Genomic DNA, 16,957 nt, shown 5'->3' on the forward strand with positions numbered 1-16,957 from the left:
TTATTTAGATAATGATGGTAATAAGGCATATTTTACCCATCCGAAATTAGGCTCTACCGCCAAAGCCTTTTCATATGTACTTTTGGCTAATGCCTTCTCTCCATTTTTCTCATAAACCTTTCCGAGCCACGCGAGAGCATCAAGGTATCTCCAATTGGATTTGGTTAAATTGTTGTCTTCATACAGCTTCACGGCCTTTTCATAGGCCTTTTGAGCCTCTTTTGTATCACCACCAAACATTGAAGGCGTGAAGAACTTAGAAGAACCATATACTTGCCACACAAGAGGTTCATTAGGCGCCAGTTTGGTTGCCTCTTCAATGTTAGAGCTGCTTTTTCCTCCAAGGAACATTCCCTTATAGGAACTGTAGCCCATTTCCCAACCCCAGATGGCACTTAATATGGCCTTGGAATTACCTGCCTGATGGTCAGCGTCAATAAGCTTTTCTACATTGTCCTTGGCACTTTCATAATGTTCATCAAAAAGATCTTCGTCCTGGTCAGACATGGTAGCGTTTAGCAGACCATGCTGAGCCAATAAAAGTGCATATAGATTGCTGTTGGTTTTAGACTTGTTGTAGCTTGCCTGTTCTTTAGCAACGAGTTGTTTCCATAAACTCTTATTGTTGCTCGTGTAAGCAAAATAAGCCATTTCATCAGCCTCGGATTGTGCTGGTACTTCAATACTTAGAAAAGTAAATAGGGCGATTATGATGAATTGTAACGATTTCATAATAGTGGTTTTTAGGGTTTATTTAGTTCTTGGTAAGGGTCATTTCGAAAAATGGATACCATTGCTGGCCATCAGGGGAGAAGTTGCCTTTCTCTGTCCATGTGTCATCTGAAAATTCGGCATCATATTTTATCGTGCCGCCCGGTACGTCAAACCACCATGAAAACTTATTAAGCTCGACTGAGAAGCTGGCCAAAGTGTGGCCGCCTTCCTGAGTATGGGCAGTCATCTTATATTCGCCAGAAGCTTCTTTGTAAACAATAGCGAAAGCTTCAAAAGTGATCTCTCCTGATTCGGGGTTTTTGCCAATACCGTTAATTACTAGAATGTTGTCTTTTAGCTTTAATTCAATCTTTTCAGTTTGATTGAACTTCTCGATTTTACCATCTGGAGTGCGAGACCATCCACTCCCAGACCAGTTGCCAACAAGTGGTTTCAAGTGTTCAAAATCATTGGATTGAGCTGACGTGTTTAGGGTAAATCCTAAAAAGAAGATTAGGGCAATTAAATACTGAGCGGTTTTCATAATTATTAAGTTTAGTTATTCATTATTTTGACTAATTATAAAGTAGTTTATATTATAAACTATAAGGATAAAAAAATTAAGGTTTTAAATATTGCTGCATTTGGTTTACATAGTTCTCAAAAGCAGTGATTCCCACCTTTGTAATCTTACAAGTGGTAAGTGGTTTTTTTCCTTTAAATGATTTAATCACTTCTATATAGTTGGCGCTGCTGAGCTTATCAATTTGCACGCTTAGGTTTCCGGCAGTAGCACCGGTTTTCTCTTTTATGTACACAAAATCAGCCGATTGCACACTTATCAATAGCGACATGATTGATAACCTGAGTTGTGAATGAATTAATGGGTCTAAGTCGTTCATCCCTGCCATTATGCATTTCTTAGTTTATAGCCAGGTATTAAATAACCAACTATTACCGCTAGTGCAGAAACTGGTAAGCTATAAAGCGGCCCGACTATGAATGAAATTACTGCAAATATCCAGAAAGATGACCCACCAATTATCAAGGGTTTGAATTTTAATACCATACCAGTCATAAAAGTAGACATACCGGCAAGTAGCAACATCAATACTGGTATTGTAGGCCCAAATTGTCCAGAGAAAATGACGATAACAGCGCTAAAGGTAAAACTTAGCCATATCCATAGAATGAGGCCATCACTGTAGGTGGAAACACGCGAATTCTTTGACTGTCTGTAGCCGTATAGCATGCTTGCGATCCAAGCTGGAATGGTGATAAACCAGATATAATAAGGCCTGTCAAAGGTGGAATATTCAATTAGTGCAAAGTGGCCAAGGTTCCCGATAGCAACCACCCAACCCCAAAGTAAAAAATGAAAGCTGCTACCTTTTATATTGCCTTTCGCGGTTGTAATCATACTGGTGATGATCTTTAAACTTTCTTCGCTGCTTAAGTTTTTAGAATCTTCCATAATTAAATATTTTTCTCAAATGTAAAGTAGTTTATATTATAAACCAAATTTATTTTTATTATCAATCAGGCAGATTAACTTTGAAGCATGTTTACAGGTATCATAGAATCAATAGGCACGATCAGACAAATACAGACCGAAGGGAAGAACAAGCACTTCCAGGTGGTCAGTGACATTTCCAAAGAACTCAAGGTAGACCAGAGTGTGGCGCATGATGGTGTTTGCCTTACCGTCACCAAAATTGATCAGGACACTCATTGGGTGACAGCAATAGATGAAACATTAAAGAAAAGTAACCTGGATAAGTTGATGCCTAGCAGTGTGGTAAACTTAGAAAGATGTATGTTAAACAATGGACGATTTGATGGTCATATCGTTCAGGGCCATGTAGACCAAACTGCAACATGCACGAGGATAGAAGAGAAGGGTGGAAGCTGGGAGTTTGACTTTGAGTATGATCCTGCATTACAAAATGTAACTGTTGAAAAAGGCTCAATAACTGTAAACGGAACCAGCCTGACGTGTTTTAATTCAGATCTGAATAAGTTTACCGTGGCTATCATCCCGTACACTTACGAGCACACCAGCATCAAAAATGTGAAAGTTGGCAGTGTTGTAAACTTAGAGTTTGATATCGTGGGTAAGTATGTAAAGCGACTGATGAATCTTTAGGCAGTCACTTAGGAGAAATACTTTGTGTGCACTTTCCTGCTCAGGTGTTGAAAAAGGTATCCAAACCCTAATCCAATAATACCGCCAACCAATATATCTCCCGGGTAATGCACACCCAGATAAACCCTGCTATAAGCTACTATTGTTGCCCAGACAAACATGAGACCAATCCATTTGTACTCTCTAAACAGCATGAATATAAAGATGGCAAGGGCAAAGGCATTGCCTGAATGTGAGCTGGCAAACCCGTATTTACCCCCTCTGTAATCGTTAACTATATGTACCAGCCCCTCTAACTCGGGGTCGCGAGAGGGTCGAAAACGCTCAAAGTACCCTTTCATAAAACCTGATATTACCTGATCAGTAAAGGTGATGGCAAGTCCTACTCCCAAAAGGTAAATGATTGATTTCCATTTATAGGTCTTGACTATCCAATAAGCAATTAACACATAGAATGGGATCCATATTTTCTTATCAGAAATCCAAAACATAACCTGATCCAGCCATGGGGTATTTAGCCCATTGAGGAAGAAAAATAAACTTTTGTCTAACTCGATTATTAAATCCATAGTATCAAAACTTAAGGCGCTGATCAAATTTAATAGGCTCAACGGAAACTATCTCTATCTTTGCCATTTGAGGGTGCACAGGGTTAACCAGAAAGTTACTCTCATATTCTGCTTGGGCAGAAGGTACTTTTAACAGTAAGGATTCATTACTTTCAATCCATTTTGATGTTATAACTTGCACACTTTCAAGGTAAGGATATCCATCCCATTGCGCAGGTAAGTCTTCCGGGTTTATTTGCTTGATAGTAAATGGAGGGTTAATAGAAACGGTGATTAACATCATATTTTTAGGCCTTACTATTGAATTGGCTATAACTTCTAATTTAGCCAATGATACATGCTCCGAAAAATAAAGGATCTTCGTACCTTGTTTGTGCCATCGGCCATCATAATATAGACCACCCGCCCCGGAAAGATCATAGGAGTGCTGTTGTTTGCTAATTCGAAATAGGCGCATGTAAAACTATGAATAGATGCCCCATTCTATGCGTCCAAGAACTTTTTTGATTTCTTCTTGACCAATAGAAGAACTTAAAAGAGCAATGGGTCTATTTCCTCCTAGTGCTTGATTTTCGGCATGAAGCCACGTTCTAAAGTCATCTTCATCTTCGAACACTTCTAAGCCTTTAGCCCAAACAGAAGCCAGTTGAACAGCACTCTCAGATTGTCTTTTATCAAGTGGTTGACTGCTCCTCAACCTACGCTGCAACGTACTTTCTGACATGTCTAAAGCTTTGCCCATTTCTCTGTTGGTAAACTTTGTATGAGCTTGCAGTCGCTTCAATACATTAATAGGAAAGCCCTGCTCTGTGAGGGTTAATAAATCTAAAGTGTTTTTAATCTTATCTGATAGCTGATTTAAGCCCAGGATATGAATAAGTGTTTGAAGTGGGGATTGAGAAAGCGCAAATGTGCCAACCGGCTCGTTTACAACGATGTCTTTGTTCTTTATTTGCTCATATGACTTATTTCCTTCTGTCATATGACAAATTTACTACTTTTATTTGGTTTTCAAATCCATTTAATCCCTTTTTTCAAATGTTTAACAGTCTCTTCCTCTTCGGAGCCAGCCATTGGCTTGTGGTCATAAATCCAATTGGCTTGAGGTGGCAAACTCATCAGTATTGACTCGGTTCGGCCATCGGTGTCAAGCCCAAATTTGGTGCCTTTGTCCCAGACAAGGTTAAACTCAACATACCTGCCGCGCCTTACCTTTTGCCACAGTTCATTCTGCTCAGTATAAGACAGTGCTGAATTTTTGGCCATGAAATGAGTGTAAATAGGGGCAAATGCCTGTCCTACATCTTTTACAAAAGCAAAAAGTTCTTCTTTGGTTTTCCCCGTTGATTCATTCATCCTGTCAAAGAAAATACCACCAATGCCTCGGGTCTCATTTCTATGCTTGATAAAGAAATATTCATCAGCCCATTCCTTAAATTTCGGGTAGTAGCTCCCATCATGTTTGTCGCAAACTTCCTTTAGGGTATTATGAAAATATTTCGCATCTTCTTTAACCACATAATGAGGTGTAAGGTCTATGCCACCGCCAAACCACCAGGTCGATTCACCTGATTTAGACACCGTTTCAAAATACCGGACATTCATATGAATGATTGGCATCATTGGACTCTTTGGGTGCAAAACAATGGAGACACCGGTAGCATAAAAATCAGAGTCTGGCAATTTTAAAGCCGTAGAAATCTTATTTGAGAGTTGGCCATGAACTGCTGAAAAATTAACACCTCCTTTTTCAATTATTTTACCATCGGTCAGCACCCTTGATCTCCCGCCACCACCTTGCTCGCGTTCCCAGACATCCTCTTTAAAGGTTTCTTTCCCATCAGCAGTTTCCAGCGCTGTGCATATTTGATCTTGAAGTTGTTTAAACCACTCGGTTATGGTTTCTTTTGTAGGCATGCCGGCAAAGCTATTGAATCATTTTCAATTATTTAATTCCTGTTTAAACAGCCTTCTTTTTTGTAAATTTTTTAACTTCACAAACGATTGAAATAATCAGTTTCTATATATGTCTTCAACAGCAACAGCTAAGTCAAAATCAAATAAAAAAAGCGTCAATTCTTCTAAAATAGATTCAGACATACTTTTAAAAGCTTATCAACTCATGTGTACAGCCGAAAGGATGGCACATACCTATGATGAGTTTAAAGAGGTTTGCAGCAAATATGTGCATAGCACCTCCAGGGGTCATGAGGCCATTCAACTGGCAGCAGGTATGCAGTTGAAGTCTTATGACTTTGCATCTCTTTATTACAGGGATGAATCTATTCTCTTAGGTATCGGGATGCAGCCTTATGAGTTGATGATGCAATTGATGGCTAAGGCTGACGACCCGTTTTCTGGTGGAAGGACTTATTACGCGCATCCTTCATTGAAAAGAGATGGTTTTCCTACAATACCCCATCAGAGCTCTGCTACTGGCATGCAGGCCATACCGGCAACCGGAATGGCTCATGGATTACAGTATTTGGAAGGACAGGGGTTGTTGGAAGGTGATAATAAACCCATTGTGCTTTGCTCCTTAGGGGATGGATCGGTCACCGAAGGAGAAGTGTCTGAGGCTTTTCAAATGGCGGTACTTAAGGACCTACCAATCATTTATCTGATTCAGGACAATGACTGGGGCATCTCGGCTACTGGTAAGGAAATGAGAGCCATGGATGCTTATGATTTCGCTGCCGGATTTGTTGGTATGTCGCGTATGCGTTTAGACGGGTCTGACTTTATTGATTCCTATCAGGGAATTAAAAAGGCCATTGATCATGTAAGGAATAGGAAGGGGCCAATTTTGGTTCATGCCAAATGTCCTTTGCTTGGTCATCACACGTCAGGGGTAAGAAAAGAATGGTACCGTGGCGATGCAAATTTGAAACTGCACTCCAAAGATGATCCTATCATTAAGTTTGAAACTTATCTAAAGTCAGTTGGTATCACAGCCAAAACTCTCAAAGACTTAAAGCAGTCAGCCCATGAGTTAGTGGTTAAAGATTATGAATATGCTTTAAATTCGGATGATCCCGCTTTGGCGTCATTTGATAAACACGAGTTTGAAGAGACACCAATTATAGAAGAAAAAGGGGAACGCAAACCCAAAGGTGCTGAAAAGGTAGTGATGGTAGATGCGGCACTTCATGCCGTTGAAGATATTTTAAAGAGGCATCCTGAAGCGTTATTTTATGGGCAGGATGTTGGCGGTACGCTTGGTGGCGTATTCAGGGAAGCAGCTACATTGGCCCATAAATTTGGTGATGAAAGAATATTCAACACACCTATTCAGGAAGCATATATTGTAGGTTCTACCGCTGGTATGTCAGCAGTAGGCGCCAAGGCCATTGTTGAGATACAATTTGCAGATTATATATGGCCGGGAATCAATCAATTGGTTGAGGAGCTATCAAAAAGCTGTTATTTGTCAAATGGTAAATTTCCAATTCAGTCATTAATCAGAGTCCCTATTGGTGCCTATGGAGGAGGAGGGCCTTACCACTCCGGTAGCATTGAATCTACCTTGCTAAATATCAGGGGTATAAAAGTAGTATTCCCAAGTAATGCAGCTGATATGAAAGGTTTAATGAAAGCAGCTTTTTATGACCCTAACCCTGTTGTGATGCTTGAGCACAAAGGCTTGTATTGGTCTAAGGTGCCAGGCACTGGTGATGCCAAGACCTTTGAGCCTGATGAGCATTATATTATCCCTTTGGGTAAAGCTAATACTGTTTTGGAAGCGAATAAGGATGCTAATAATTCTACAGCAGTAATTATCACCTACGGTATGGGGGTGCATTGGGCTAAAGCTGCCGCTAAGTCTTTTGAGGGTAGGGTTGAGATTCTGGATTTAAGAACTTTGAATCCGATAGATTGGGACGCTATTGTAACAGCTATTGAAAAACATAACCGAGCGTTTGTACTGACTGAAGAACCTCTGCTCAATTCATTCGCTGAATCTCTGGCTGGTAGAATTTCAAGACATTGCTTTGAACAGCTTGATGCTCCAGTAGAAATTATGGGAGCGGTGAGTTTACCTGCTATTCCTTTAAATGTCGATCTTGAAAAGCAAATGCTACCAAATGCTGAGAAGGTAAAAGAAGCTTTAGGAAATCTGTTGGCTTACTAATAATGAGAACTCATCTGTTTAAAAAGGGTATCCAATTCCAATGTTAAAAACAATTGGTTCTGTGGCTTCACGGGTGAATGGAGCATCATAGAAGCCATCACTCAGGATAAACCTGCTTTTCTCTGGCCTGGCAGGATCATAGATTTTCAGACCTGCATCTAGCCGTAATACCAAGAAAGAGAAGTCAAATCTCAAGCCTAAACCTGAGCCTACAGCAATTTCTCTAAAGAAATTGTCTGTTTTGAACTGGGCTCCAGGCCTGGATTCATCTTCTTCAATTGTCCAGATGTTTCCATAATCAACGAAAAAAGCATAATCAACAAACCCAACAAGATTCTTGCGCAACTCAAAGCTACCCTCAAGTAAAATCTCACCAGGTCGTTCAAAATTGTATGATACCAGACCAGTTTCTGAATCTACTTCATAAAAGGATCCCGGTCCTAGTCGCCTTGGTCGCCATGCCCTGATACCATTGCTACCACCAGCAAAGAAATATTTTTCATAAGGCAATACACCATTGTCACTATATGGCTTTACATAACCTACATTAAAACGGTAGGCCACCGTTGTGTTTTTATTTACCGGGTGTATTTTTCGATAGTCGAAATTGAATTTATAGTACTTATAAAATTCAAGGGCTTCATTATCAAGAAATTCTGTGTTGATAAAATTCAAGGATGTTCCGCCACTTTCCAGATAAACCCTAAAAAAAGATGAGTTGGAGAAATTCAGGCCATAGCTATTGAAATTCCAGGTAGCACTGGCACTCATATTGGTAACAAGAGAAGGCCTGAATGAATTAATTAATCTATTACCAAGTCGCTCTAGCTCATCAAGTCGGTCCTGAAAGGATTGTTGATTAATTTCAGATTCTATTAAACTTATATCAGTAATTGTCACCTGATAAAATGTGTTTCTTGCATTCTGCCAGCTGTAGGTGTTTGAAAAATTATAATTCTCCCTATTGTATTCTGGTCTGTCTGTGTAAGTGTAACCAGCAAGTAATCGCGTCTTTGGGTTGACCTGACCTAATCGGGACTTCAGATCATTGCTTATTGGCAAGATAAATTGAGGGAAAGTTAAACTGGCATTTACCCCAGCTTCGATACTTCTGTAGACATTTTGAGCACCAGATATGGAGGTTACACCTTCAACACCAATACGGCCATTCATTTCAAATATTTCAAGACCTCTAAAGATGTTACGTTTCTTAAAGGAAATGTTGTAGAAAGGACCGGGGTAACCTTGTGTTACATTTACTCCAACTTCATTGGTCCACTGATACCGGTTCAACGGGCTGGTAAAGATGTTTGCAATTAATTGTCCGCCAGTAGAATCATAGTTGATATTGATGAATCTAAAATGGTCTAAATTGGCAAGCTGTCGCTGAGTGCCATAAGATTTTGATTTACTATATAAACTGTCTTTTTTGATGAAAATACGCCTACTTAATACTTTTTGACTATACGCTTTTTCGAAGTACCTGAAGTTAATGCCTTTGTATTCGTTAGATTGCCTTATTGAATCTGGGAGTGTTTTGGCATTGGCATTCGTGGTAAATATAACTGAGTCAACATGAAAAATTTTATGAAAATCCCTTTTGGCTGGTTTGTTTACACGTGTTAGCACGGCTACTTTCTGAGCTTCCTGATATGATGTATCAACTTCAAATTGGATGTACTGCCTGCTAAAATCAAAGTATCCATTATCCTTCATAAGAAGGTCTAGCCGTTCTCTTTCTCTTGTCAAATTAGCCTGTTCATAATTTCTGCCTACTTCAAGGAAGCTCTCATCCGCATGTTTTTTGATAAGCTTGGTAATTGCTGTGTCGGCTGTTTGTAAAAAGAGGGTGTCAATTTTAAATGCAGGGCCTGCATCTATTGTAAATATTGTTCTTACCCGATCTCCAACTACCTTATTCTCATAGTCTACTTTAGCATTAAAATATCCTTTGGAGTCAAGATATAGGTCAAACCTGTCTTTGGTATTCTTAGTTAATGATGAATCATATATGGCCAGTGGCTCCCCAATCCTCATGCGCCAATTGCCTTCGGTAATGGTTTTATTGACTTTATCTAGCTTGTTTTTCTTTTTACGTTCCAGTCGATTTTCCTTCTTGGTTTTATCTGTTTGAGCTATTTTTTCGTCAAATTTACTTGTGATGTCAACCTTCTTTTGTTCATATTTTTCAATGTTATATGACCTTTGCCCCCAATAGTATAGCCATACATATGGAGCAAAAGGCAGAATGGGAAACTGTCTGTTTGGTTCTTGGGCGTAAAGCTGATTAAGCTCGTCTTTATCAATATTTTTGCTAACCTTTACACTTTGTTTGTAAAGTAGTTTTTCATCCTCTTTTAAGTATTTTGATCCCAGACATCCGGAGAGAAGGAAAGAGCATGTAAGTAGTAATAATTGATTTTTATCAAGCCTCAATATAGCGTTCTATTATGATGTCCAAATCGGTAGCGAAGTTCATTAAATCACTGCAATTAAAAAAATACAGAAAGCAGGAACAACTGTTTTTAGTGGAAGGGTCAAAAAGTACTTTGGAAGTCATAAACTCTCATTTTAATGTAAGAACGGTATTGTGTACAGAACAGTTTTATGAGCAGTTTTCGAATCAACTTAAAGGTTTGGAAGTATTAAAGGTTACTGAAAAACAATTAACAGACGTAGGCACCTTAAAATCTAACAATGCTGCTCTCGCGGTAGTCGAGATGCCAGTTGCAGATGGTAAAAAAGCAGATGCTGATAAGCTTTATCTCGCCTTGGATGACATTAATGATCCCGGCAATCTGGGAACAATTTTAAGGGTGGCAGACTGGTATGGTATCAATACTATTTTAGCCTCGGAGGAAACGGCAGAGTTGTATAATCCAAAAGTGATCTCAGCATCGAAAGGATCATTTACACGAGTAGAAGTAGTTTATGGGGATTTAGAAAGACTTATTAAGGAATCTCAGCTCCCTGTATATGGCACATTTATGGCGGGTGACGATATTCATAAAACCCGTTTTAAGAAAGGCTGTATAATTGTTTTTGGCAATGAAGCCAATGGCATATCACCAAGAATTGAAAAGCTGGTGGATCACAAAATTACTATTCCAAAAATAGGTGGTGCTGAATCATTGAATGTAGCCATGGCCGCGGCCATAGTCTGCGACAATGCAATCAGAAGTTAAATATCATCAGCAAGCTCTCTTAAATCTACTGGCACTACTCTGGAAACACCCTGCTCAATCATGGTAATGCCATAAATAATATCAGTGCTGGCCATTGTCCGCTTATTATGCGTCACAATGATGAACTGAGAGTCTTTCGAGAAAGTTTTTATGATGTTATTGAACTTGTCAATATTTGCATCATCCAAGGGTGCGTCCACCTCGTCAAAAATACAGAAGGGTGCTGGTTTGATAAGGTAAATGGCAAAAAGGAGTGAAGTCGCTGTAAGTGTCTTTTCACCACCAGAGAGCTGATTGATAGTCAATGGCCGCTTACCTTTAGGTTTGGCTATAATTTCAATGCTTGATTCTAATGGGTTTTCAGGATCACTCAGTCGAAGATCACAATCATCCTCTTCCGTAAACAAACTTCTAAATACTTTTACAAAGTTCTCCTTGATTTTCTCATAAGCTTCAAGGAAGGTCTCTTTCGCTACTGTGTCTATCTCATCAATAGTTGCCAGTAGCGATTCCTTGGCCTTATGTAAATCTTCGCGCTGCTCTACAATGAAATCATTTCTTTCTTTTATTTCGTTATAAGCTTCCATGGCCATAGGATTAATAGGCCCTATTCGCTCCATACGATCTCTTATTTTCAGAACATCCTCACGCAAAGAAGACTCATCAACCGACTCCTCTTTAGTGTCAGCCTCTTCCTCTTCCATCAGACTGTCCAAATCGATATTGAACTCTACAGAAAGCCTTTCTTTTACAGAGCTTAACTCTAATTTAGTTTCATTGAGTTTGTTTTGTAGTTCCATAATAATGGCATCTACATTCTCTCTGCTACGCTGAATCTCCCTTTCACTTTTATCAATTTCATCAATACTACCTCTAACAGAATAATATTCTTTTTCGGCTTCATTTACGCCTTGCTCAATGCTTTCTTTCTCAGAATACATCTCCACCAACTCATCATCATTGGTTTCATTTTTGGCAAGTAATGCCTTTATCTCCTCATCAGTTTGCTTTAGCTCATCCTGATTTTTCTCAATCCTTTCTTTACTACTGTTAAATGCATCTTGCTTATATTCAATCTCCTGACTAATGCTCTTAACTCGGTTATCTTGCTGATGAAAAAAGATGTTTTGTTCGTTAAAAGCAGCACTTTTTTCTTGCAGTAACTCTGTCTGTTCTGTAAGGTCAGCCGTTAATGAAGAGAGTTTGGTATCTGATATTGCAAGCTCTTTTTCTTCCTGCTCAGCCCTTGGCTTGCTTTCCTGAATTTCTTCATTCAGCTCATCAATTTTAGCAATGATGTCCTCTTTACGCATATCTGCATCAGAAAGCATCTTGCTAAATTGCTCTTGCTTGGTTTTTATCGAAATATACTCTTCATTGACATGGTTAATGTCCTCCTGAGTAGTCTCTATTTCTTCTTTTAAAGAGCTGGACTTAAGCTTTCCCAGTTCCTTTTGCTTTTCAGACAAGCTTTGCTCAACCTCGCTAAGCTTTTTGCTCAACTGCTTTATTTCCTTTTCTAGCTTCTCCAGGTTTTTAGCACGACCTATTTTCTTTCCTTCAAACAGGCCAACTGATCCACCCGAAAGACTGAACCTCCGTTTTGTAACTTTTCCATTCTTGGTAATGAACGTATTGTTATCATCCTGGGGTAAATTCTTATAATCGCCTTCAAAAATGTAAACCCCATCAAGTATATAGGCCATGAGCTTTCTATACTTACCGTCATACTCCATTATTTCTGTAGCATGGAATGCATTGTCATAAATTTTGGCATCAGCGGCCGTAAACTTTTCAAATGACTCCAGAATAAAGAAGTTGGCTTTTCCTTTTGCTGCATCGCTAAGGATATTAATGGCCTCATAGGCATCGGCTTCTTTGTCAACTATGTAGTAGTTGAGTAAAGGCTCCAAATAGTTTTCTACTGTTACACGATATTCTTCATCACAGGTAAGGATATCAGAAAGGAGAGGGGCATTCTTTTTCCATCCTGCTTTTTTCTTCAGGAATTTGATAGCCTCCGGGAAGCCCTCTAGGTTTTCAACCAAAGATTTGGTCAGGTTAAATTCGTTCTGACGGGCATCAAGTTTCCTGTTGGTTTGATTTAGCTCTTCTCTAATTACCTCAATGGTTTTTTCAGTCGAGGTAATTCTATTTTCAAGGTCAGTCTGTGCTTCCTTTCTCTTTGCCTGCTCCTTGTTTTTAACTTTCAGTTGCTCTTCAAGCTCATTTACTTTTCTGTCAAATTGCAACAAACTGGCATTTTGTGCAGAAGTATCTGTTGAAGTTTTCTCTAGCTCTTGCTTTAAAGAGGATAGCTGCAGCTCCTTTATCTCCACAGATTTTTTCAGCTGATAAACTTCCTCCTGCTTATTTTTAAGAAGTTGCCTTACAGTATTCTGTTCTTCCTGTAACCTTGAGGTTTTTATCTTTTGGCTTTCATAATCTTCTTTCAATAAAGCCACTTTAGACTCTATTTCAAGAAACATCTTTTCAGCAGAGTTTTTTTCCTGTGTAAGGCTTTCAATACTGAATGCCGCCCTTTCATTACTTTTCTTGTCCTGCTGTATCTGGTCTCTCAGACTCTCAGACTTATCATTTAAATAGCGAAGACGCTCATTTTTGATCTTCTTTTCACTCTCGTACTGACGAATCTTGTTGACATGTTCGTTCAACGCCTTTTGACGGGAAGCCAGGGTTTTCTCTTTTAAAATAAGATCGGCTTTAGACTTTTCAAGCTGAGCTTCTTTTTCTTTCACCTGTTTGTTAAGGCTTATCTTCTTATCATTTTCAGCCTCTATGTTTTTTGATAGAGATTGATAAAGTTGTGTAGACTTTTGGATTGTCAATCGGGCCAGCTTAATGCTATAGGCTTTATATTCTTCTTTTAGCTCATAATATTTAGCAGTCTGCTTGGCCTGGCGCTCCAGCGACTTCATGTTTTTCTCTATCTCAAACAATAAATCCTCTACACGCTCGAGGTCAGCATCAGTATCTGTAAGCTTTTTTAAGGTCTCTTTCTTGCGTTTTTTGAATTTGGTAATCCCTGCAGCTTCTTCAAAAAGGCCTCTGCGAGAGTTGTCCTTATCGTTAAGCAGGTCATCTACCATTTTCAGCTCAATAATGGCATAGCTGTTTGATGCAATACCTGTATCTAAAAACAAATTAGTGATGTCCTTTAATCTGCAAGTGACACCATTAAGTAAATATTCACTTTCACCTGACCTATAATACCTTCTTGTTAATGTTACCTGGGAGTACTCTGTGGGCAAAAGGTTTTTAGTATTGCTAAAGGTCAGCGATACTTCTGCCAGTTGCGTAGGCTTGCGCTTTTTAGTGCCATTGAAAATGACATTCTCCATTTTCTCAGAACGTAGTGTTTTACTGCTTTGCTCTCCCAGCACCCATCTTATTGAATCTACAATATTGGATTTTCCACAACCATTAGGTCCAACAATACCGGTGATACCTTCATCGAAATTGATGGTCACCTTATCGCCAAAACTTTTGAAACCTTTAATTTCAAGCTTAGATAATTGCATTGAACAACAATAGTTTGTGTTATGAATTTAATTTTTGACCTCTAAACAGGCCGTATGAGGCATATTCTTAGAAGATCAGAAGTTCTTCACTATTCTAGTTATAGAATGAAGAAAGGCCAACAAATTTATAATTTAAATTGATAAATTTGTCATACTATGGATGATATTCAAATAGTCGTATATATAATCTTGATTCTGTTTGGCATTGTATCAAAGGTGCTAAAGAAGAAGAAGGAAGTGCCCAATAAAACAGCAACACCAGCTACGGGACAGCGCAAGACTAACCACTCAAGCGGCCAAGGCCAGAAAAAAGCGCCAATGTCTTTTGAAGACCTGCTTAAAGAGTTTACCGAAGAACCACCGAGTGCTCCGAAACGTCAGGAGCCTGAAGTGGTTGATTACGAAGATTTTGACTATAAAGATGAGACAGAAATCCAACGAATATTTGAAGAGTCAGTAGCGGCTTCCAAAAAGTATGAAGAGGCCTCCCATGGAGATGATCGTCATACCGGAAATTTCACACATTTTGAAGGTTATTCAGAAGAAGATACTGAGGAGGAAGAAAGTGAGTATGCAAAGCTATTGCAGGATGACGAAAGTGCTAAAAAGGCTATAATCTTATCTGAAATATTAAACAGAAAATACTAAATATTATCTAAATATTTACTTTTCATCTTTAAAAGAGGTGTTTTTCTTGATAAAACCTCTTATTTCCTATAATTATATTACTTATATCGCTAAATTGACCGATTAGGTGGCTTTATGATTTGAAATTATGAAATAAACGCACATCTTTACTTTTTAGTACACTGTTAATAAAATGCAATTTTTAAAAGACGGTTACTTTGATTTTTTAAACTATATATAGTGGTGTCAAATCATTACTTTTTTTGAGATGTACAGATTGTTTTTAATACTCTTCTTAATTTCCTCTTTGTCGGGATACAATGCTCTTGGATTTGATTTAGGGGATTGTTCAAACTTTAAAGTGGAATTGAAAATTACAGATTCTACTAATGGACTAGATAATGGAATAGTGGAATTTGATGTCGAGAGTTCTTCCGAGGCAATAAGTTATTTTCTTTTTGGACCTGATGATCAATTGGTCTCGAAAAATCAAAAAGTAGTTGAAAATTTAAAAAAGGGAAAGTACATCTATTTTGTCATTGATAAACAGGGATGTAAAAAGAAGTCTGAATTTACTGTTAATTAATGTTTGATCAGTTATTTTATGCTTAGGAAATTAATTACTCTTCTCTTTGTTGTTTTAATTGCGCCATCTTTGAAAGCGCAAACTACTACTTTTACTTCTGGAGCACTTGAAGTTGATGTGTTTGTTAGCAATCCTTGTGATGGATCAAATAATGGTTATATAGATTTTACTTTAGTTTCAGCGAATGCGGCATCTGCCGATTTAAATCCTATTATTGGCCCCAACCCATCATCAAGTAATTTCGGAACAGTATCAATTAATGTTGGGGATACCTTCACTTGGCTGGGGCAGGCAGGTACCGGACTACAAAGTGGAGAATTTAGGTTTTATATTTCAGACGGCACAGATGATATAGACAGAGGTATTTTTAATGCTCTTGATGGAGTGTTTTTATTTGATTTAAATAATATCTTAATCTCAGCAACAGCTAACACAGGTGACAATAGTACATGTCAACTTGCACCTTTTGGACCGGATGGACAAGTAGAAGTGCAAGTGACCGGAGGGTCACTGGATTTAGTAGGTGGCGGTTCGATTAGTTATACTTGGAGTTCTGATAATGGACTGACTGGTCTTCCTTTAACAATAAATAATGTTCCAGCAACAACATCCATTACACTTGATCTGGCTACAGATTTAGGCGTAGTTGGTTTGCCAGGAGGACAATATGAGATCGAAGTACTTGATGATTATTCGGTTTGTAGTGCTGAGTTAATTGATGCTACGATAGCGTTGTCAGATCCATCACCAAATACTTATAGCTTGCAAAATACAGGATTAAGGCAAGTGTGTGACGGTGAAGGAACAGACATAGTGCTGTTAGGAAGTGACCTGGCTGTAGCCCCTGAACCAGATGTGGAGTATAACATTTATATCAATGGATCTATTGCGGCTTGTGCAGATTGTTTCGAAACCGGAAATGGTGGTAATCTAACCTTTTCTCTTACTGATACAGATTTTGTGGATGGTGATGTCATCACCATCATTGCATCTCAAGGATCGTGCTTAGATCAAACTATGACAGGGTCAGTAGAAATAGATATAGTGCCTGCCGCCACTGTTGATGCAGGCAGTAATGAGGCAACTTGTGTTAATAGTCCTTATAATTTTTCTTCACAGAGTATTGGAGCAAGTGCTTCGAATTTCGCGAGTTTATCATGGGTGCATGATGGATCAGGAACGATCACAGGCGGTACAGAAACGACCTTAACCCCAGAATACAATCCAGTTCCGGCTGATGCAGGGGCAACAATTACTTTTACTTTAACAGCTTTTGCTACAGCACCTTGTGTCAATGCTCAAGATCAAATGACTCTAACGATTACAGCTGAGCCAACGGTTGATGCAGGAGCAGCAGATGAGACGTGTAGTAATGCAGCGTACACGGTTACTGATGCAGTAATCACGAATGAATTAAGTATTTTGTGGACGCATGACGGTGCAGGCACGTTGAGCA

At 38.8% G+C, this 16,957-nt stretch carries 16 protein-coding genes; 6 read left to right on the plus strand and 10 right to left on the minus strand.

Annotation, left to right across the window (positions count from 1 at the left end; translation table 11 throughout):
• The 4 genes from RIB54_RS21945 to RIB54_RS21960 form a co-directional block, all read right to left on the minus strand.
• A complete protein-coding gene (locus tag RIB54_RS21945; RefSeq protein WP_350069800.1) occupies positions 1–732 on the minus strand; it encodes a tetratricopeptide repeat protein in 732 nt (243 codons plus the stop codon).
• 22 nt (positions 733–754) lie between these two features.
• Entirely contained in the window at positions 755–1,258 is a 504-nt protein-coding gene (locus RIB54_RS21950) for a hypothetical protein (protein ID WP_350069803.1), read from the minus strand.
• Positions 1,259–1,334: 76 nt separating this feature from the next.
• Positions 1,335–1,625 carry a winged helix-turn-helix domain-containing protein gene (locus RIB54_RS21955; protein WP_350069806.1) on the minus strand — a complete coding sequence of 97 codons (291 nt, stop codon included), beginning with the start codon at positions 1,623–1,625 and terminating at the stop codon, positions 1,335–1,337.
• The gene (locus RIB54_RS21960) at positions 1,625–2,188 is read right to left on the minus strand and encodes a hypothetical protein (protein WP_350103040.1); all 564 of its coding nucleotides are present in this window, start codon (positions 2,186–2,188) and stop codon (positions 1,625–1,627) included. The genes RIB54_RS21955 and RIB54_RS21960 overlap by 1 nt, the downstream gene beginning before the upstream one ends.
• An 87-nt stretch (positions 2,189–2,275) precedes the next feature.
• On the opposite strand from RIB54_RS21960, the gene RIB54_RS21965 reads away from it, so the two are divergent.
• Entirely contained in the window at positions 2,276–2,860 is a 585-nt protein-coding gene (locus tag RIB54_RS21965) for a riboflavin synthase (RefSeq protein WP_350069811.1), read from the plus strand.
• 8 nt (positions 2,861–2,868) lie between these two features.
• On the opposite strand, the gene RIB54_RS21970 is transcribed toward RIB54_RS21965, so the two are convergent.
• Genes RIB54_RS21970 through hemF form a run of 4 tightly spaced genes read right to left on the minus strand, consistent with a single transcriptional unit; the run spans position 2,869 to position 5,346 of the window.
• Positions 2,869–3,429, minus strand: coding sequence for a phosphatase PAP2 family protein (locus RIB54_RS21970; protein ID WP_350069814.1), 561 nt, complete (start codon positions 3,427–3,429; stop codon positions 2,869–2,871).
• 4 nt (positions 3,430–3,433) lie between these two features.
• The gene (locus tag RIB54_RS21975; RefSeq protein ID WP_350069817.1) at positions 3,434–3,886 is read right to left on the minus strand and encodes an RES family NAD+ phosphorylase; all 453 of its coding nucleotides are present in this window, start codon (positions 3,884–3,886) and stop codon (positions 3,434–3,436) included.
• A gap of 6 nt (positions 3,887–3,892) precedes the next feature.
• Positions 3,893–4,411: an Xre family toxin-antitoxin system antitoxin gene (locus RIB54_RS21980; RefSeq protein ID WP_350069820.1), complete on the minus strand. Its 519-nt coding sequence runs from the start codon at positions 4,409–4,411 to the stop codon at positions 3,893–3,895.
• Positions 4,412–4,440: 29 nt separating this feature from the next.
• Entirely contained in the window at positions 4,441–5,346 is a 906-nt protein-coding gene (hemF, locus tag RIB54_RS21985; protein WP_350069823.1) for an oxygen-dependent coproporphyrinogen oxidase, read from the minus strand.
• Positions 5,347–5,455: 109 nt separating this feature from the next.
• On the opposite strand from hemF, the gene RIB54_RS21990 reads away from it, so the two are divergent.
• Positions 5,456–7,561, plus strand: coding sequence for an alpha-ketoacid dehydrogenase subunit alpha/beta (locus RIB54_RS21990; RefSeq protein ID WP_350069826.1), 2,106 nt, complete (start codon positions 5,456–5,458; stop codon positions 7,559–7,561).
• A gap of 18 nt (positions 7,562–7,579) precedes the next feature.
• On the opposite strand, the gene tamL is transcribed toward RIB54_RS21990, so the two are convergent.
• Positions 7,580–9,997: a translocation and assembly module lipoprotein TamL gene (gene tamL, locus RIB54_RS21995; RefSeq protein ID WP_350103042.1), complete on the minus strand. Its 2,418-nt coding sequence runs from the start codon at positions 9,995–9,997 to the stop codon at positions 7,580–7,582.
• Positions 9,998–10,011: 14 nt separating this feature from the next.
• Here tamL and RIB54_RS22000 point away from each other — a divergent pair, with 14 nt between their 5' ends.
• Positions 10,012–10,746 carry a TrmH family RNA methyltransferase gene (locus RIB54_RS22000; protein ID WP_350103043.1) on the plus strand — a complete coding sequence of 245 codons (735 nt, stop codon included), beginning with the start codon at positions 10,012–10,014 and terminating at the stop codon, positions 10,744–10,746.
• On the opposite strand, the gene smc is transcribed toward RIB54_RS22000, so the two are convergent.
• A complete protein-coding gene (smc, locus tag RIB54_RS22005) occupies positions 10,743–14,288 on the minus strand; it encodes a chromosome segregation protein SMC (protein ID WP_350103045.1) in 3,546 nt (1,181 codons plus the stop codon). The two genes, RIB54_RS22000 and smc, sit on opposite strands and share 4 nt — an antisense overlap.
• A 156-nt stretch (positions 14,289–14,444) precedes the next feature.
• Between smc and RIB54_RS22010 the strand changes: the two genes are divergently transcribed.
• From RIB54_RS22010 to RIB54_RS22020, 3 genes are all read left to right on the plus strand, one after another.
• Positions 14,445–14,936, plus strand: coding sequence for a hypothetical protein (locus tag RIB54_RS22010; protein ID WP_350103046.1), 492 nt, complete (start codon positions 14,445–14,447; stop codon positions 14,934–14,936).
• 340 nt (positions 14,937–15,276) lie between these two features.
• Positions 15,277–15,501 (plus strand): hypothetical protein, encoded by a 225-nt coding sequence (locus RIB54_RS22015; protein ID WP_350103048.1) that lies wholly within the window; start codon positions 15,277–15,279, stop codon positions 15,499–15,501.
• Between the two features lie 18 nt (positions 15,502–15,519).
• A partial coding sequence (locus tag RIB54_RS22020; protein ID WP_502879627.1) for a hypothetical protein occupies positions 15,520–16,957 on the plus strand: 1,438 nt, incomplete at its 3' end.

The organism is Fulvivirga sp. (assembly GCF_040218215.1).
Classification (GTDB): domain Bacteria; phylum Bacteroidota; class Bacteroidia; order Cytophagales; family Cyclobacteriaceae; genus Fulvivirga.

Excerpts from the sequence above, each read along its gene's own strand:
- RIB54_RS21945 (WP_350069800.1), bottom strand. The coding sequence starts at position 732 with ATGAAATCGTTACAATTCATCATAATCGCCCTATTTACTTTTCTAAGT.
- RIB54_RS21950 (WP_350069803.1), bottom strand. The coding sequence starts at position 1,258 with ATGAAAACCGCTCAGTATTTAATTGCCCTAATCTTCTTTTTAGGATTT.
- RIB54_RS21955 (WP_350069806.1), bottom strand. The coding sequence starts at position 1,625 with ATGGCAGGGATGAACGACTTAGACCCATTAATTCATTCACAACTCAGG.
- RIB54_RS21960 (WP_350103040.1), bottom strand. The coding sequence starts at position 2,188 with ATGGAAGATTCTAAAAACTTAAGCAGCGAAGAAAGTTTAAAGATCATC.
- RIB54_RS21965 (WP_350069811.1), top strand. The coding sequence starts at position 2,276 with ATGTTTACAGGTATCATAGAATCAATAGGCACGATCAGACAAATACAG.
- RIB54_RS21970 (WP_350069814.1), bottom strand. The coding sequence starts at position 3,429 with ATGGATTTAATAATCGAGTTAGACAAAAGTTTATTTTTCTTCCTCAAT.
- RIB54_RS21975 (WP_350069817.1), bottom strand. The coding sequence starts at position 3,886 with ATGCGCCTATTTCGAATTAGCAAACAACAGCACTCCTATGATCTTTCC.
- RIB54_RS21980 (WP_350069820.1), bottom strand. The coding sequence starts at position 4,411 with ATGACAGAAGGAAATAAGTCATATGAGCAAATAAAGAACAAAGACATC.
- hemF (WP_350069823.1), bottom strand. The coding sequence starts at position 5,346 with ATGCCTACAAAAGAAACCATAACCGAGTGGTTTAAACAACTTCAAGAT.
- RIB54_RS21990 (WP_350069826.1), top strand. The coding sequence starts at position 5,456 with ATGTCTTCAACAGCAACAGCTAAGTCAAAATCAAATAAAAAAAGCGTC.
- RIB54_RS22000 (WP_350103043.1), top strand. The coding sequence starts at position 10,012 with ATGATGTCCAAATCGGTAGCGAAGTTCATTAAATCACTGCAATTAAAA.
- smc (WP_350103045.1), bottom strand. The coding sequence starts at position 14,288 with ATGCAATTATCTAAGCTTGAAATTAAAGGTTTCAAAAGTTTTGGCGAT.
- RIB54_RS22010 (WP_350103046.1), top strand. The coding sequence starts at position 14,445 with ATGGATGATATTCAAATAGTCGTATATATAATCTTGATTCTGTTTGGC.